The organism is Rhizobium lentis (genome assembly GCF_017352135.1).
GTDB classification, from domain to species: Bacteria; Pseudomonadota; Alphaproteobacteria; order Rhizobiales; family Rhizobiaceae; genus Rhizobium; species Rhizobium lentis.
This window is the reverse complement of the sequence record NZ_CP071454.1, coordinates 524,340-540,487: the sequence shown is the minus strand read 5'-3', so window position 1 is coordinate 540,487 and position 16,148 is coordinate 524,340. Positions and strand designations below refer to the sequence as shown.

The window sequence follows — 16,148 nt, the reverse complement described above, 5'->3', positions numbered from 1 at the left end:
CCCCTCAATCCGCCTATATCGCTTCCATGTTCCTGCGACCTGTCTTCCGCCTGTTCGAAACCTGGATCGATCCGTTCCGCCCGCGTGACAACTTGCAGCCGCCGCGCGCAACGCTCGGTTTCATCTGGTTTTATATCGGCCAGGCGAAAATGCCGTTCATCGCCATGCTTATTCTCGGCGGCACGTCGGCAGCCATCGAGGCCGCGCTCTTCTGGTTTGTCGGACGCCTTGTCGATATTCTCGCAAGCATTACGCCCGGCGCCGGCTGGAGCGGCCTTCTCGCGGCCCATGGCGGCGAGCTGTTCGGCATGCTCGCTCTGATCGGGCTCGTGCGTTTCGTCGTCGCCTTCCTGATTGCCCTCGTCGATCAGCAGGTGATCACGCCGGGCTTCTACAATCTAGCACGTTGGCAATCTTATCTCCACGTCTCAAGACAATCATTGTCGTTCTTTCAGAGCGATTTTTCCGGGCGCATCGTCACCAAGGTCTGGTCGGCCGGCCAGGCAACCGGCGATCTCGTTACTTCGTTGATGGAAAGCGTCTGGTTCGTCGGAATTTATGCCGTAACGACGCTGGTGCTCGTCGCCCGGCTCGATCTTTCACTCGCCGCCGTCGTGCTGTTCTGGCTTGGCGCCTTCAGCCTGCTTGCCCGCCATTTCGTCCCGCGGATCCGTCATCATTCCCGCGAAACGGCGGAGGCCGGATCGATGCTGAACGGCCGGATGGTCGACGCCTACAGCAACATGCAGACGCTGAAGCTGTTCGCACGCGACGAGGAGAGCGACCGCTACATGCGCCAAGGTTTCGATATCTATCAGGATACGGTGCTTCGCTTCACCCGGTTCATCACCGGTGTGAGGGCCTCCATGGCGCTGCTCTCCGGCCTGATGATCGTGACGATGGCGGGCTTGAGCGTCGATCTCTGGCTGCGCGGCCTCATCAGTTCTGGTGCGGTGGCATTCTCGCTGGCGCTGGTGCTCCGGCTGAATTTCCTGCTCGGCCGATTGATGACGCAGTTCAATGGCATCATGCGCAATCTCGGCACCATCCAGAATGCTGCTGAACTGATCTCCCAGCCTCTGGGACTCGTCGATCGGCCTGACGCCAAGAGCCTGGTGATCCGCCATCCCGGCATTCGCTTCGACAATGTTTCTTTCCGCTACGGCAAGGATCAGGAGCCAGTGGTCGAGAACTTCTCCCTGACCATCCGTCCAGGCGAGAAGGTCGGGATCGTCGGCCGTTCGGGCGCCGGAAAATCAACGTTGATGAACCTGCTGCTGCGTCTCTACGACATTCAGGAGGGCCGCATTCTCGTCGACGGTCAGGATATATCGGCAGCGACCCAGGAATCGCTGCGGATGCAGATCGGCGTCGTCAGCCAGGATACTTCGCTGCTGCATCGTTCCGTGCGCGACAATATCCTGTTCGGCCGGCCCGATGCCGACGAGGGGCGGCTGATCGAGGCGGCCAGGCGCGCCGAAGCGATCGACTTCATCGCCCGGCTGCAGGATCAGCAGGGCCGCAGAGGTTTCGACGCGCATGTCGGCGAACGCGGTGTCAAACTCTCGGGCGGCCAGCGGCAGCGCATCGCCATTGCGCGGGTCATGCTGAAGGACGCACCGATCCTCGTTCTCGACGAAGCGACGTCGGCGCTCGATTCGGAAGTGGAGGAAGCGATCCAGTCCAATCTTCATCGGATCATGGAGGGCAAGACGGTGTTGGCGATCGCCCACCGGCTGTCGACGATCGCCGCGCTCGACCGGCTGATCGTCGTCGACCTCGGCCGGATGATCGAGGAGGGAAGCCACGATGAGCTGCTTCGTCGCGGCGGCCTCTATGCCGGGCTTTGGGCGCGTCAGTCCGGCGGTTTTCTCCCGGCCGACGAGGATGCAGACTCAAGGATCGACGACGAATTCCGCCATGAGGCCAAAATGGTTTGATCCGAAGCTATTCTCGATGCGGCGGACAGATTTCAGGCGCAAGGGCGCTTTGCTGAAGACGTGATCGATCGCAATGCCGAGCGGGCCGGCGGCGATCGGCCATGTCGCCGGTTCCAGCGATGCCGTGCCCAAGCCCTGGCTGCGCATAAGATACTGCATGTCGGGCGCCAGAATCGACGTGTTGAAATCACCGGCAAGCACGAGCGGTCCCGGCAGAGAAGGGATGATCTCGGCGAGGTCCCCGATTTCCAGGCCGTGGAATTCGTCATAATAGGGTTTGGTCAGGTGCGCGGCGAGGAAATTGACCTTCTGGCCGTCGAAGTCGATCGTCGAGATCGTCAGCCGGTTGCGCCAGAGCAGCCCAAGGTTGCGGATGCGGGGCTCGATCAGCGGGCGCTTCGACAGGACGAGTGTATCGCATTGCTCCATGCCGACGCCGCAGCCGATGTAGTAGGGGTAGACCTCTAGTAGCCGCGGCAGTTCGGACAGTAACGGTTCGGCTTCCAGGATGTTGACGACATCGGCGCCCGAGGTGATCGCCATGTCGGCGATCGCGGTGCCGTTTGCGAAATTGTCGTTCTCGATATTGAAGGACATCAGCTTGAAGAGAGCGGGGCGGCCGTCGTCGAGCGCGGGCTCGACGAATTCACGCGTCATCACGATGCCGTGGACGACGAGCACCATCGATGCGCCGAGCGTCAGCAGTCCGTACCAATGCCGCTTGACGAGGAGGGCTATGCCGGACGCCACGGCCGCGGCCGCGGCCAGATGAATCTGAAAGCTGTAAAAGAAAGAAAGCAGATAGAAATCTTTGGCATAGCGCAGCGAGACGACGGCGAGGACGAGAGTCGTGAGGACGCTGAATACGCAAAAAATCGTGTCTCTCATCCGCTCCGGTCCGGCTCGCTGGCGTGATTGCGACTGCGCCTATCACGGCGGCCTTTTTGTTGCAATGCAACATAACTGCAGGGGCGTGTTTGCCCTAATAAATTCATCGGAAATTTCCCGCGACATTGTGCCCTCGTGCCCTTGTCAAGGCTGGACATAATTTGCGATCAAGCTTAGAACGCGCCGGATTGCCGGGGAATCTATGGCCGAAATGTGTCCAGATCGATTCGTCAGCAGAGGGGGCAGGGCGGAATTCCGCGATAATTGCGCAGAGGATGGTTAAGCCGTGAGCGAACACGAAACGACAAGCGAGGCTTCGACAGAGCCCACTCGCCGTGATTTCCTTTATCTCACCACTGGTATGGCTGGTGCCGTCGGCGCCGCAGCGTTCGCATGGCCGTTTATCGACCAGATGCGCCCGGACGCGTCGACACTGGCGCTGGCTTCCATCGAAGTCGATGTCGCAAGCCTTGAGCCCGGCATGTCCTTGACGGTGAAGTGGCGCGGCAAGCCGATCTTCATTCGCAACCGCACGCCGGAAGAAGTAAAGGCCGCAGCCGATGTCCCGGTGTCGGATCTCAAGGATCCGGTGGCCCGCAATGCAAACCTTCCTGCCGACGCTCAGGCAACGGGCGCCGACCGCTCGGGCGGCGAAGGCAAGGAAAACTGGATCGTCATGATCGGTACCTGCACCCATCTCGGTTGCGTCCCGCTCGGCCAGGCCGGCGAATACAATGGTTGGTTCTGTCCCTGCCATGGCTCGGTCTACGATACGGCCGGCCGCATCCGGAAGGGTCCTGCGCCTGAGAACCTGGCGATCCCGACCTTTTCATTTGTGTCCGATACCAAAATCAAGATCGGTTGAGGGGAGACTGATTCATGAGTGGCCATTCCAGCTACGAACCATCAACCGGCTTCGAGAAATGGGTCGATGCGCGCCTGCCGCTGCCGCGCATGGTCTATGACAGCTTCGTGGCATATCCGGTTCCTAGAAACCTGAACTATGCCTATACCTTCGGCGCCATGCTCTCCGTGATGCTGGTTGTGCAGATCCTGACGGGCATCGTGCTCGCCATGCACTACGCCGCCGACACGACGATCGCCTTCAACTCTGTTGAAAAGATCATGCGTGACGTCAACCACGGCTGGCTGCTTCGCTACCTGCATGCTAACGGCGCATCGTTCTTCTTCGTCGCCGTCTACCTGCATATCGCCCGCGGCCTCTACTACGGCTCCTACAAAGCCCCGCGCGAGATCCTCTGGATCCTCGGCGTCGTCATCTACCTCCTGATGATGGCGACGGGCTTCATGGGCTATGTTCTGCCCTGGGGCCAGATGTCCTTCTGGGGCGCTACCGTCATCACCGGCTTCTTCTCTGCTTTCCCGATGATCGGCGAATCGCTGCAGCAGTTCCTGCTCGGCGGCTTTGCGGTCGAACAGCCGACCCTGAACCGCTTCTTCTCGCTGCACTACCTGCTGCCCTTCATGATCGCCGGCGTCGTCGTCCTGCACATCTGGGCGCTGCACGTCACCGGCCAGACGAACCCGACGGGCGTCGAGGTCAAGACGAAGACGGACACGGTGCGTTTCACGCCTTATGCGACGATGAAGGATGCGCTCGGCGTATCGGTCTTCCTACTGGTTTATGCCTATTTCGTCTTCTACATGCCGAACTTCCTCGGCCATGCCGACAACTATATCCCGGCCGACCCGTTGAAGACGCCGGCCCACATCGTCCCGGAATGGTATTTCCTGCCCTTCTACGCGATGCTGCGTTCGATCACCTTCAACATCGGCCCGATCGACTCCAAGCTCGGCGGCGTGCTCGTGATGTTCGGCGCGATCATCGTGCTGTTCTTCCTGCCCTGGCTTGATACCTCCAAGGTCCGCTCTGCGGTCTACCGTCCCTGGTACAAGCTGTTCTTCTGGCTGTTCGTGATCAACGCGATCATCCTCGGCTGGCTCGGCTCTCAGCCGGCGGAAGGGAGTTTCGTCATCATCTCGCAGATCTGCACGCTCCTCTACTTCGCCTTCTTCCTGGTTGCCATGCCGGTGCTCGGCCTCGTCGAGACGCCGCGCCGCATCCCGAACTCGATCACCGAAGCGGTGCTCGAGAAGCGCAACAAGACAGCTGCCGCCAGCGCAGCGGCCAATGCGTAAGCGCGCGACGGAAGGGAACAGAAACATGAAAACGCTTGTTGCAAGCATTCTCTCGCTCGCTGTCGTCGGTCTCGGCAGCGCTGCTCTGGCCGAGGAGGCGCCCGCCAACGGTGCGGCTCCGGCTCATCACGCGGAAGGTGAGACGCCGCATTATCCGCTGAAGCATCCGAAGGAGGAGGAATGGTCTTTCGCCGGTCCGTTCGGCCATTATGACAAGGGCCAGCTCCAGCGCGGCCTCAAGGTCTACACGGAAGTCTGTGCAGCCTGCCATTCGATGAAGCTCGTGCCTTTCCGCATGCTCGGCGAACTCGGCTATTCCGAAGCGCAGGTGAAAGCCTTCGCGGCGAATTACGAGGTCCAGGACGGTCCCAACGCCAGCGGCGAGATGTTTACCCGCAAGGCGGTTCCTTCCGATTACTTCCCGTCGCCTTTCCCCAACGCTGAAGCCGCGGCTGCTTCCAACAATGGCGCGGCTCCGCCCGATTTCTCGCTAATCGCCAAGGCCCGCGCCGTCACCCGCGGCTTCCCGCAATTCGTTTTCGACATCTTCACCCAGTATCAGGAAAGCGGTCCGGATTACATCCATGCACTGCTGACCGGCTATGAAGAGCCGCCGGCGGGTTTCCAGGTGCCGCAGGGTGGACATTATAACCCTTATTTCAATGCCGCCGCCGTTCTCGCCATGCCGAAGCCGCTCTCCGATGGTCAGGTGACCTATGACGATGGGGCGCCGGCGACCGTCGACCAGTATTCCAGGGATGTCTCCGCCTTCCTGATGTGGGCTGCCGAGCCGCATCTCGAAGAGCGCAAGCGCACGGGTTTCATGGTCATCGTCTTCCTGGCGATCTTTACGGTGCTGATCTACCTGACGAAGCGTTCGGTCTACGCCAACAAGGAGCACTGAGCGTTCCTTGCCTGACTCCGAAAGGCGGCCTGCGAGCCGCCTTTTTTGTTGGTTCCATCCTTGGCAATTGATAGGGTGCGGCCAATTTCCTGCGCTCGCTACTACGGATTTTCGATGAACAATACGATTTCGGAGCTCGCAGCCAGCATCCGCTCCATCCCCGACTATCCCAAGCCCGGCATCATTTTCCGCGACATCACCACGCTGCTCGGCAATCCCCGCGCTTTCCGCCGGGCGGTCGATGAGCTGGTGCAGCCCTATGCGGGGACGAAGATCGACAAGATCGCCGGCATGGAGGCCCGCGGTTTCATTCTCGGCGGTGCGGTGGCGCACCAGCTTTCCTCGGGCTTCGTTCCGATCCGCAAGAAGGGCAAGCTGCCGCACGAAACCGTGCGCATCGCCTACAGCCTGGAATATGGCGTCGACGAGATGGAGATGCATCGTGATGCGATCGAGCCCGGCGAAAAGGTGATCCTGGTCGATGATCTCATCGCCACCGGCGGCACGGCCGTTGGGGCCACCAAGCTTCTGCGCCAGATCGGCGCGGAGGTGGTCGGCGCCTGCTTCGTCATCGACCTGCCTGACCTCGGCGGCCGCCGGAAGCTGGAAGAGCTCGGCGTCGTGGTGCATACGCTGGTCGAATTCTCGGGGCACTGAGCCGGCGGCGTCAGTCGAACTCCAGGACACCACTTTCGAAGCGCATGACGGGATCGCCGTTCTGATTGACGCCTTCGCAGAGGATGGTGTTGAGGTGCCAGCCCGGCCGCGAAGCGAGCGGCCGGCTGGAGAGAAGCGTGACGGAATAGGTCACGACATCGCCTGCGAAGACCGGCCGCAGCCATTGCAGCTTCTGGAAGCCGGGTGAGGGGCCGAGGTTCGGCGCCGTCAGGCCTCTTTCTTTAAGGGCGGTGCTTTGCTTTTTCCAGAAAGCGAGAAAGGTGCGCATCCAGGCCGCTGTGGTGTGCCAGCCCGAGGCGCAGAGGCTGCCGAAGAGGGTGTCCTTCGCAGCTTCCTTGTCGATATGAAAACGCTGCGGATCGTAGCGTCTGGCAAAGCGGACAATATCTTCCTCGGTGAAGGTGTAGCTGCCGATTTCGGCTTTCTCTCCAACGGCGTAAAGTTCGGACATTCTCATGCCGGCAGCTCCGAGCTCATATTGGCGCCCTCCGGTGGAAGGCGCATGCGGATCATTACCGAATTCTCGGAGAGGCAGACGACCTCCCCGCGCTGATTTTCCAAAGCGTGGCGGAATTTGACGATGCCCATGCCCGGGCGCGAGCGCATCTGCCGGGCTTCGAGTACGGTGGAGTGGCCTTGCAACGTATCGCCTGCCAACACCGGCTTTCGCCATTCCATCAGATCGATGCCCGGCGCACCCTCGCAAAGCGCCCTCACTATATAGCTGTCGGCCATCATGCGCATCAGCATCGCGGAGGTATGCCAGCCGGAGGCGGCAAGCCCGCCAAGGATGCTGGCGCGGCCGGCGGACTCATCGAGATGCATCGGCTGCGGATCGAACTCTTGGGCGAACTCGATGATTTCCTCGGCGAGCACCGGCTTAGGGCCGAGGGCGAAGCGACGGCCCGGCTCAAAATCCTCAAAGGAAAGCTTTTCTGCCGACATTCGCCCCTCCGTCATATGCAGCGCCTGGAACAGGATGTTTTTAGGCCGGTCGGCCGAATCCCGTTCTACATTAAAGAGTTAGAGCATGATGTGGTCCGAAAACCGCTTACACTTTTCGGCATCATGCTCTAGTGCTTACAATAGCATCCACGCGGGCTCAATGATTCCGGGGAGACAAACCGGCATGACTGATCTGAGGTCGATACTCAACGAGGCCGCCCGCCAGGGGCTGATTTCGCCGGAGGCCGGAGGGCGGCTTCTGCCGTTCCTTATCGAGCGCGGCGTGGCTGTCGCCGAAGCGCGGCCGGCAGCCGCAGCCGAGGGGAAGGCGTGGTCGGATACGGAGACGCCGCGTTTCGTGCGCGGCTTCCACGATGTGCTGATCACCATCGGCGTTATTGTCGCGATCATCGGCCTCTGGGGGCTTGCGTCGCTTTACGCCGTGCCGGCTGCCATCATCGTCCTTTCGGAAATTCTGGTGCGCCGCCAGCGGCTCGCCCTGCCGGCCGTCAGCCTGACGATCGCGCTGTTCTGCTGGACATCTCTGTTGATGTCCCATTTCTTCCCGCCTTGGACACCCTCCAGTTCCTTCGGCCCGGCGGTGACGCACTTCGTCACCGGCTTCCCGATTCTACTCGGCGCCTATTATGTCCGCTATCGCGTGCCTCTGTCGCTGGCGCTCTCCATCATGTCGGGGCTTGCCGTCGTGCTCACCCTGCTTTTGCGTTTCGTGCAATGGCGCAGCGGCAATCCCGCATTTTTCGTCGATCATCCCGCCATGTTGGCTGCGGTGGGCCTCGTTTGCGCGCTCGGCCTCTTCGCTATGGCTCTCTATTTCGATCTCGGCGACCGGCTGCGGCGGACGACGCGTTCGGATATCGCTTTCTGGCTGCACTTAGGCGCGGCCCCTGCGCTGCTCTACAGCACAGTCTCCCTGCTGTCTTTCGGAGAAGGCGGCAATATTTTTTTCGTGGGGAACATGTCGTCGCGGGCACCTGTGGTGGTCGCGACGGTGGCAGCGCTGATGCTGATCGGTCTTGTCATCGACCGCCGCGCCTTCGTCACCTCAGGGCTGCTGTCGCTCGGCGTTGCAATTTTCGGCGTCTTCCGCCAGGGAAGTGCGACTGTCGATACCTACATCTATACGACGCTGATCGTCGTCGGCGCGATCGTGCTCATTATCGGAACGGGATGGATGCCGCTACGCCGCCTCGTGCTGCGCGCGCTGCCTGCCGCGATTTCAGGGAGACTGCCGCCCGGTTGAGCGGCAGCTTATTCCGATCAGGTATTGAAGCGGAAGTGGATGACGTCGCCGTCCTGGACGACGTATTCCTTGCCTTCGTCGCGCGCCTTGCCGGCATCCTTGGCGCCGACCTCGCCGTTGTACTTGATGTAGTCGTCATAGGCGATCGTGTTGGCACGAATGAAGCCGCGCTCGAAATCCGAATGGATAACGCCGGCAGCCTGCGGCGCCTTGGTGCCGCGCTCGATCGTCCAGGCGCGCGTTTCTTTCGGGCCGACGGTGAAATAGGTGATGAGGTCGAGCAGCTTGTAGCCGGCGCGGATCAGCCGGTCGAGACCCGCCTCGTCGAGGCCGAGGGCGGAGAGGAATTCCTTGGCTTCCTCCTCGGCAAGCTGGGCGACCTCGGCTTCGATCGCCGCCGAGATGATGACGGTTTCGGCACCCTGCTCCTTCGCCATGGCGGCGACGGCCGCGGTGAATTCGTTGCCGGTAGAGGCGTCGCTTTCGGCGACATTGCAGACATAGAGCACCGGATGCGAGGTCAGGAGGTTGAGCCCCTTGAGGATGGCAATCTCGTCAGGCGCGAGCGTCGACAGCAGCGTGCGCACCGGCTTGCCTTCGTTGAGCAGCTTCAGCGAGGCTTCCATGATCGGCAGCATCGCCATGGACTCCTTGTCCTTGCCGGTGGCGCGCTTGCGCGTCTGTTCGGTGCGACGCTCCAGGCTTTCGAGATCGGCCAGCATAAGCTCGGTTTCGATCGTCTCGGCATCGGCAACGGGATTGATGCGGCCTTCGACATGGGTGATGTCGCTGTCTTCGAAGCAGCGCAGCACATGGACGATCGCATCGACTTCGCGGATATTGGCGAGGAACTGGTTGCCCAGGCCTTCACCCTTCGAGGCGCCGCGGACGAGGCCGGCGATATCGACGAAGGAGATGCGGGTCGGGATCAGCTCCTTGGACTTGGCGATATCGGCCAGCTTGCGCATGCGCGGATCGGGCACGGCGACTTCGCCGGTATTCGGCTCGATCGTGCAGAAGGGATAGTTCGCAGCCTGTGCGGCCGCCGTCTTGGTGAGCGCATTGAAGAGGGTCGATTTGCCGACGTTCGGCAGACCGACGATGCCGCATTTGAAGCCCATGGCTTAATCCATTCTATTGGTAACTTTGCCCTGCCTATGCGGGAATGGCCGCCTCGGGTCAAGGGTTTGCGGCATGAATTGGAAAGGCATTGAGGCGCGAACGGCGATCCATGCCGCAAGTTGGCCTCGCCATACTCGCCGCCTTCGATCGGAAGCGGGTGCAGTGATTTAAGAGAAGCGATGGTAACTTCTGCTGTCCATAGCGACATTTACGTCATTGAACTGCCGTGCTGACGGTGCAATATAGTCCTGCGGAGGGTTCCTCCGCCTTTTCATGTCATCAACGGGTGGATTTTCCGATGAGTGACAATGACGTTGCCCTGAAACCGAAGACCAAGGTGAAGCCGAAGCTGGACAAGCCGAAGCTCTACAAGGTCATTCTCGTCAACGATGATTACACACCGCGCGAATTTGTCATCCTGATCCTGAAGGCCGTCTTCCGCATGAGCGAGGAGACCGGCTACCGGGTGATGATGACCGCGCACAAGCTCGGCTCCTGCGTGGTCGTGGTCTGCGCCAAGGACATTGCCGAGACCAAGGCCAAGGAGGGTATCGACCTTGCCAAGGAGATGGGCTTCCCGCTGATGTTCACAACCGAGCCGGAGGAATAGGCCTTCGGATCAGGACCGGCGGATCTGGTAGCCGGTTTTGTCCTGCGTGAAGCCGCAATTTTCATAGAAGCGCAGCGTGGCCGGATTCTTCGAGCCGGTCAGCAGCATTACCTTATAGCAGCCGGCTTTCCAGGCCTCGGCCACCGCATGGGCGATGACGGCGCCGGCATAACCGCGCTGGCGGTGCTCGGCGTGGGTGACGACGGTTTCGATGAGGGCATAGGAGGCGCCGTTTCGGGTCAAGTTCGGCACGACGATCTGCGTCACCGTGGCAGCAGCCAGATCGCCGGCAAAGCCGATGAAAACAGTCATGCCCGGCTGGGCGAGTATGGCGGAGAATCGCTCTTCGGCCACGGTTTCGTCGAGATGTGGGTCTGTCGGGTTCAAATGCCGGTAGAGGACGGTCAGCCCCGGGAGATCGCCTGATACGGCGGGGCGGATGATGAAATCCTGATCCGGCATCGGTCTATTCCCCTTTGTTGCCGAACATCTTCTTCAGCATGTCGGCCATCGGACCGCTGGCGGGCAGTTTCGTCTGATGGTTGCGAGCCTGGTGAATATGCGACTGAGCGGCCGGCTTCTTCTCGCTGTTTTTCTTTTCCTTCCGCGGCTTCTCCTCCTCCGCATTGCCGCCGAGCGCCAAGGCGATCTTGTTCATCAGCTGCGAATCCTCGTTCCGCACCAGCATGTCGGCATTGTCCGCGAGCGTGTCGAGCAGCGGCTCGAGCCAAACGTTGTCGGCCTTGGCGAAATCGCCGAGCACATGATGCTGCACCATTTCCTTGACGCCGGGATGCCCGATGCCGAGGCGCAGCCGCCGGTATTCCTTGCCGCAATGAGCGTCCAGCGACCTGATGCCGTTGTGGCCGCCATGGCCGCCGCCGGTTTTCAGCCGTGCCTTGCCGGGAGGAAGGTCGAGTTCGTCATAGATTACGACGAGGTCGGCGGGCTGCAGCTTGTAGAAGCGCATCGCTTCGCCGACGGCCTCGCCGGACAGGTTCATGAAGGTCTGCGGCTTGATCAGCAGCACTTTTTCGCCGCCGAGTTCGCCCTCGGCGATCTCGGCCCGGAACTTCTTCGACCACGGCGAGAAGCTGTGGCGACGCTGAATGGCATCGACGGCCATGAAGCCGATATTGTGGCGATTGCCGGCGTATTTGCCGCCGGGATTGCCGAGACCCGCGATGATCAGCATGGCCTGTTTTCCTCGCTAAAGCATGTCGCGCAAAAGCATGCGGCGGTTTTGCGAAACGACATGCGTAAGAATAAAAGAGCTAAAGCGCGAGGCGCGAATGCAAAAAGATCGCGGGCGCGCTTTAGAGCGTCTCGCTGTTCACCACCCGGAAACGAGGGCGATGTCAAGCGGAAAGGGCAGGCCCGCCGGCAGCATTACTCCGATAGGTCCATGCCGTATTTGAGGAAGATCTTTTTCTGCTCGCCATTGGCGATCAGCACATCGAGAGCGGCCTGCATCTTGGCGCGCAGGTCCTCGGGAAAGCTCTTCTCGCAGGCGATGCCCATCGGCTGCGAGGAGAGCACGGTGACCATCTCCAGCGGCTGATCGCCCTTCAGCTTTTCGAAATAAAGTTCGGAGATCGGCATCATATCGATGCGGCCACTCAAAAGCTTGCGCAGCGTCGCATTGAAGTCGCTGGCGACATCGAGCTTCGTGAAGCCCTTCTCCTTGAGGATCGTCTCGGTGTAATCCTCTCGCTGGGTCCCGATCGTATATTTCTTCGCTTCCTCCAGCGTGCCGGCGGTGACGCCCGAACCCTTGCGGGTGATCAGGATATTGCGGTCGACGAGCAGCGGTTCCACCCATTTGAACAGCGGATCGCGCTGGCCGTTGTGGGCGGTGGCAAAAACACAGGTCATCGGCGCCGTGCGGGCGAGGCCGAAAGCGCGCGCCCACGGCAGAACCTCGATCGTGTAGTCAACGCCGATCGCCGCCATGACCTTTTCGACCTGCTCGACGGTCGCGCCCTTGATCTCCTTGCCTTCTCGATAGTTGAAGGGGGCATAATCCTCGGTGGTGAAGGCCACCGTTTGCGCCTGGGCGACGCAGGGCAGCGCCAGGCATGCGAGAAACAGGAGCTTTTTCATCGTATCATCTCCTTCGTTCTTCGTTTACGAGGCGCGTGCAACTGCAGGCTGAGGGGCCGTCAGTTCCTCGATGAGCGTGGCTGCGTGTTGCGGACGATGGAACAGATAACCCTGGCCATAGTCCAGCCCCATCAGGTGAAGCGTGCGGCATTCCTCTTCGGTCTCGATGCCCTCGGCAATGACGGTGCAGTTCATCTTGTGGGAGAGCGTGGTGATTCCTTCGATCAGCATGCGGCTCTTCTGGCGCACGTCGTCGTCGCCGTCGTTGATTGCGCGGGTAAAGGACTGGTCGATCTTGATGATGTCGACAGGGAAGCGGTTGAGGTAGCTCAGCGACGAATAGCCTGTTCCGAAATCGTCGAGCGCGATGCGGCAGCCGAAGCGACGAAGCTCTGTGACAATCATGCGGATCTGCGGGTTGTCGTGCATCAGCACGGCTTCGGTGATTTCGACGACGATGCGCTCGGGGCGGATGCCGTGACGACCGACGATGGCGGCAAGGCGGGCCGGCAGCGTCGCCTCGAACTGCAGCGGCGAGAAATTGATGGCGAGATAAGTATCCTGCATGGCTGGAATGCGGGAAATCTTCGCCACATTGGCGATCGCCTTCTCCATGATGACGTTGCCGATGCGGACGATTTTTCCCGTCTCCTCGGCGACGTTGATGATCTCGGCCGGCGGCATCAGCCCCTTCTGCGGATGGTTGAGGCGCATCAGCGCCTCGAAACCGGCAATGCCGCGGCCATTCAGATTGACGATCGGCTGCAGGAACGCCTCGAACCAGTTTTCGGCAAGGCCGGCTTCGATATTGGCCTCGGTCTCGGCGCGGCTGCGGGCGCGGTCGAGCATGGCGCTGTTGAAAAGCTGCGCGCCATTCTTGCCATCGCGTTTCTTGGCATACATCGCCATATCGGATTTCTGCAGCAGCTCGGCCGCGGTTGCGGCGTGGCGCGGATAGATGGCGATGCCGACGGAAGCACTCAGATGCATGTCGGGGGCGAACGGCGTTTCGAAGATCGAGGCGATCTGCTCGCACATCGCCTTGGCGCGCCTCTCGGCGTCCTTTGCCGGCAGCAGGATGGCAAATTCGTCGCCGCCGAGACGGGCGGCCTCGTCGGAAGGCGCAAGGTGGGTCTTCAGGCGCTCGACGAGCTCGATCAGCGCCGTGTCGCCCGCGGCATGGCCCATATTGTCGTTGATCCACTTGAAGCGGTCGAGATCGACGAAGAGGCAGGCGAGTTCCTGGCCGGCAGCGTCGGCGGCGGCGATCTTGCTGTCGAGAACGGCTTCGAAGCCCTGGCGATTGAGCAGCCCGGTCAGATGGTCGGTGATGGCCTGGCGGTGGTTGCGGTCTTCGGAAGCCTTGAGTTCGGTGACGTCGGTCATGACCGATAGCGAGAGGCGGTCGTGAGCCTCGGCATCCGCTTCCGATTCCATGATCAGCACGTCCATGATGCGGCCGTCCAGGCAGACGAACTTGACGGTGACGGTCATGCCGCTTTCGGCCTGGCGGCGCTTGATGAATTTGTCGCGGGTGGCAGGAGTGACCAGATCGGCGAAGTTGCGGCCGATGACGGCGGCGCGCGTGTAACCGGTGGCAAGCAGCCAGTAGTCGCTGACGGCGGTGATGCGGTCCTCCTCGTCGAGCGAGAAGAGCATGGCAGGCGTCAGATTATAGATGTCGGTGGCGCGACGATGAGCAAACTTCAGCTCCTTCTCCTCGCTTTCGAGCTTTGTCTGCATCTCGTTGAAGCTGCGGGCAAGCCGCCCCATCTCGTCGTTCGACTGCCAGTCGACGTGGTGGCGGGAGCCGAGCTGCCGGGTGGCTTCGATCGCTGCCGTCAGCCGCATCAGCGGCTGGATGACGAAGAAGCGATTGCCGATCAGCGCCGTGCCGAAAACGGCCAGAACCGCGAAGATGAAGATCGAGATGAAGACGACCTCTTCCTGTTTCAGGCCGGAAAAAAGACCCAGCGCGGGATAGTAGACGCTGATGCTGCCGAGGTTCTTCGGGCCGTCGACGGTGTTGTAGATGATGGCGCGCGACACCTGCTCGAGCTTGCCGTCAAAGGAGCGCGGAATGGTGGACTGGCTGACGTCGAGCTGGCCCGACTGGTCGCGCACTTCGACCTTGACGATGGCGCCCTGGGAAACGACCGTCGCGCTGATCTGGGTGACGCTGTCCTCATCGAGGTCCCAGAGGGGTTTTGCCAGCGCTTGGGCGTTGGCGACAAGAAGAACGGAAATATGATCGCGTATTTCCTTGTCGGCGCGCTCCGAAGATAGAAATAGAAAGAGAACAAAGAGGGGAGCGACAAAAACAAGCAGCGCTCCGCAAACAATCCCAAAAAACCTGTTCTCAACGGAATTGTTCATGGTTCCGTCTACTCCCCCAGGCCGGCCATATTTGCTGTCGCGCGTTTGGGCCGGCTTCTTCGCAGCTGACGGCACATGCTTTCACGAATATGTTAAATGTTGCTGAAACGGGGGGCTGTCGGGCAATGAAAAGCCCGCCTTCCCTAGGGGAGGCGGGCCATATGCTTTACAAGTGGTCGAAGCGATCAGGCTTCGGCTTCACCTTCAGCTTCCGCGGCGCTGTCGTCGACGCCGGCAGCCGGAGCGACGATAGTCGCGATCGTGAAGTCGCGGTCGATGACGGTGGTGACACCCTTCGGCAGGGTGACTTCCGAAATATGGATGCTGTCGCCGATCTTCTTGCCGCTGAGGTCAATGTTGAAGAATTCCGGGATCGCATCGGCCGGGCAATGAACTTCGATTTCGTGGCGAACGATGTTCAGAACGCCGCCGACCTTGAGGCCCGGGGACTTGGCATCGTTGATGAAGTGGACCGGGATTTCGACGGTCACCTGGGTATTGCCGGAGACGCGCAGGAAATCGACATGCAGCGTGAAGTCGCGGACCGGATCGAGCTGATAGTCCTTCGGCAGAACCTTGTACTTCTTGCCGCCGACTTCGATGGTCGCTACGGTGGTCATGAAGCCACCGGCGTGAATGCGCTTCGTCACCTCATTGGTGTTGAGAGCGATGGCAATGGGGGCCTGCTTGTCACCATAGATGACAGCGGGAATCAAACCGTTGCGGCGAAGTTCACGGGCGGACCCCTTACCAACCCGTTCGCGCGCCTCGGCCTTGAGCTCGTAAGTTTCCTGGCTCATGGCTATTCCTTTCGAGGTTATTTGGAGAGTTCGGCGGCGGCGGGAAGCCTTGTTCCGTCGAACCGGAGGCGGGTTTCCCCATCCTCATCCGCGTTGCCTCCAAGGGTGTCTACGCGGACCGGTGGCCTATATTATAAGTCGGCCGTAAAGGCAAGTTGCGGATTGCTGCGGCTTTCCGATGGTATGTAGGCATTCGCCGAGGCGCTCAATTATCGAGTCCTGGCAACCTGCCGAGATCGCATCCGCCCTCCGGTCTCAACGCGACTATTCTTAAATCAGTCGCGATCTGCGCCTGTTCAAAAGCAAATTTGTCAGTGCCTGCCGCCACTTGGCTTGACATCGGCGCGCTTCGCATCTT

General features: G+C 60.7%; 16 protein-coding genes. 7 read left to right on the top strand and 9 right to left on the bottom strand.

What is annotated here, in order from left to right; translation table 11 throughout:
• Window positions 1-26: 26 nt before the first annotated feature.
• Window positions 27-1,940 (top strand): ABC transporter ATP-binding protein, encoded by a 1,914-nt coding sequence (locus J0663_RS02715; protein ID WP_207242939.1) that lies wholly within the window; start codon window positions 27-29, stop codon window positions 1,938-1,940.
• Here the strand turns inward: J0663_RS02715 and J0663_RS02710 are convergent.
• Complete coding sequence (locus tag J0663_RS02710; protein WP_207242938.1) at window positions 1,896-2,828, bottom strand: endonuclease/exonuclease/phosphatase family protein; 933 nt, start codon at window positions 2,826-2,828, stop codon at window positions 1,896-1,898. The two genes, J0663_RS02715 and J0663_RS02710, sit on opposite strands and share 45 nt — an antisense overlap.
• A gap of 286 nt (window positions 2,829-3,114) precedes the next feature.
• Here J0663_RS02710 and petA point away from each other — a divergent pair, with 286 nt between their 5' ends.
• The 4 genes from petA to J0663_RS02690 all read left to right on the top strand — a co-directional run bounded on the left by petA (window position 3,115) and on the right by J0663_RS02690 (window position 6,549).
• A complete protein-coding gene (gene petA / locus J0663_RS02705) occupies window positions 3,115-3,693 on the top strand; it encodes a ubiquinol-cytochrome c reductase iron-sulfur subunit (RefSeq protein WP_207242937.1) in 579 nt (192 codons plus the stop codon).
• 14 nt (window positions 3,694-3,707) lie between these two features.
• On the top strand, window positions 3,708-4,988 hold the full coding sequence (locus tag J0663_RS02700; protein ID WP_207242936.1) for a cytochrome b: 1,281 nt from the start codon (window positions 3,708-3,710) through the stop codon (window positions 4,986-4,988).
• A 25-nt stretch (window positions 4,989-5,013) separates the two neighbouring features.
• A complete protein-coding gene (locus tag J0663_RS02695; RefSeq protein ID WP_207242935.1) occupies window positions 5,014-5,892 on the top strand; it encodes a cytochrome c1 in 879 nt (292 codons plus the stop codon).
• A 114-nt stretch (window positions 5,893-6,006) separates the two neighbouring features.
• Window positions 6,007-6,549, top strand: a complete 543-nt coding sequence (locus J0663_RS02690) for an adenine phosphoribosyltransferase (protein ID WP_207242934.1) — start codon at window positions 6,007-6,009, stop codon at window positions 6,547-6,549.
• Window positions 6,550-6,559: 10 nt separating this feature from the next.
• Here the strand turns inward: J0663_RS02690 and J0663_RS02685 are convergent, their stop codons facing one another.
• On the bottom strand, window positions 6,560-7,027 hold the full coding sequence (locus J0663_RS02685; RefSeq protein ID WP_207242933.1) for a MaoC family dehydratase: 468 nt from the start codon (window positions 7,025-7,027) through the stop codon (window positions 6,560-6,562).
• Complete coding sequence (locus J0663_RS02680) at window positions 7,024-7,515, bottom strand: MaoC family dehydratase (protein WP_207242932.1); 492 nt, start codon at window positions 7,513-7,515, stop codon at window positions 7,024-7,026. Before J0663_RS02680 ends, J0663_RS02685 begins: the two co-directional genes overlap by 4 nt.
• A gap of 184 nt (window positions 7,516-7,699) precedes the next feature.
• Here J0663_RS02680 and J0663_RS02675 point away from each other — a divergent pair, with 184 nt between their 5' ends.
• Complete coding sequence (locus tag J0663_RS02675; RefSeq protein WP_207242931.1) at window positions 7,700-8,779, top strand: hypothetical protein; 1,080 nt, start codon at window positions 7,700-7,702, stop codon at window positions 8,777-8,779.
• Window positions 8,780-8,796: 17 nt separating this feature from the next.
• On the opposite strand, the gene ychF is transcribed toward J0663_RS02675, so the two are convergent.
• A complete protein-coding gene (ychF, locus tag J0663_RS02670) occupies window positions 8,797-9,900 on the bottom strand; it encodes a redox-regulated ATPase YchF (RefSeq protein ID WP_207242930.1) in 1,104 nt (367 codons plus the stop codon).
• 299 nt (window positions 9,901-10,199) lie between these two features.
• Between ychF and clpS the strand changes: the two genes are divergently transcribed.
• A complete protein-coding gene (gene clpS, locus J0663_RS02665) occupies window positions 10,200-10,511 on the top strand; it encodes an ATP-dependent Clp protease adapter ClpS (protein WP_207242929.1) in 312 nt (103 codons plus the stop codon).
• Window positions 10,512-10,520: 9 nt separating this feature from the next.
• Here clpS and J0663_RS02660 read toward each other — a convergent pair whose 3' ends face one another.
• The 5 genes from J0663_RS02660 to J0663_RS02640 all read right to left on the bottom strand — a co-directional run bounded on the left by J0663_RS02660 (window position 10,521) and on the right by J0663_RS02640 (window position 15,790).
• Window positions 10,521-10,973 (bottom strand): GNAT family N-acetyltransferase, encoded by a 453-nt coding sequence (locus tag J0663_RS02660; RefSeq protein ID WP_207242928.1) that lies wholly within the window; start codon window positions 10,971-10,973, stop codon window positions 10,521-10,523.
• A gap of 4 nt (window positions 10,974-10,977) precedes the next feature.
• Entirely contained in the window at window positions 10,978-11,706 is a 729-nt protein-coding gene (gene pth / locus J0663_RS02655) for an aminoacyl-tRNA hydrolase (protein WP_207242927.1), read from the bottom strand.
• A 194-nt stretch (window positions 11,707-11,900) separates the two neighbouring features.
• Window positions 11,901-12,614: a substrate-binding periplasmic protein gene (locus J0663_RS02650; protein ID WP_207242926.1), complete on the bottom strand. Its 714-nt coding sequence runs from the start codon at window positions 12,612-12,614 to the stop codon at window positions 11,901-11,903.
• A gap of 24 nt (window positions 12,615-12,638) precedes the next feature.
• Complete coding sequence (locus tag J0663_RS02645) at window positions 12,639-14,990, bottom strand: EAL domain-containing protein (protein WP_207242925.1); 2,352 nt, start codon at window positions 14,988-14,990, stop codon at window positions 12,639-12,641.
• A gap of 185 nt (window positions 14,991-15,175) precedes the next feature.
• Window positions 15,176-15,790: a 50S ribosomal protein L25/general stress protein Ctc gene (locus J0663_RS02640; protein ID WP_207242924.1), complete on the bottom strand. Its 615-nt coding sequence runs from the start codon at window positions 15,788-15,790 to the stop codon at window positions 15,176-15,178.
• Window positions 15,791-16,148: the final 358 nt, after the last annotated feature.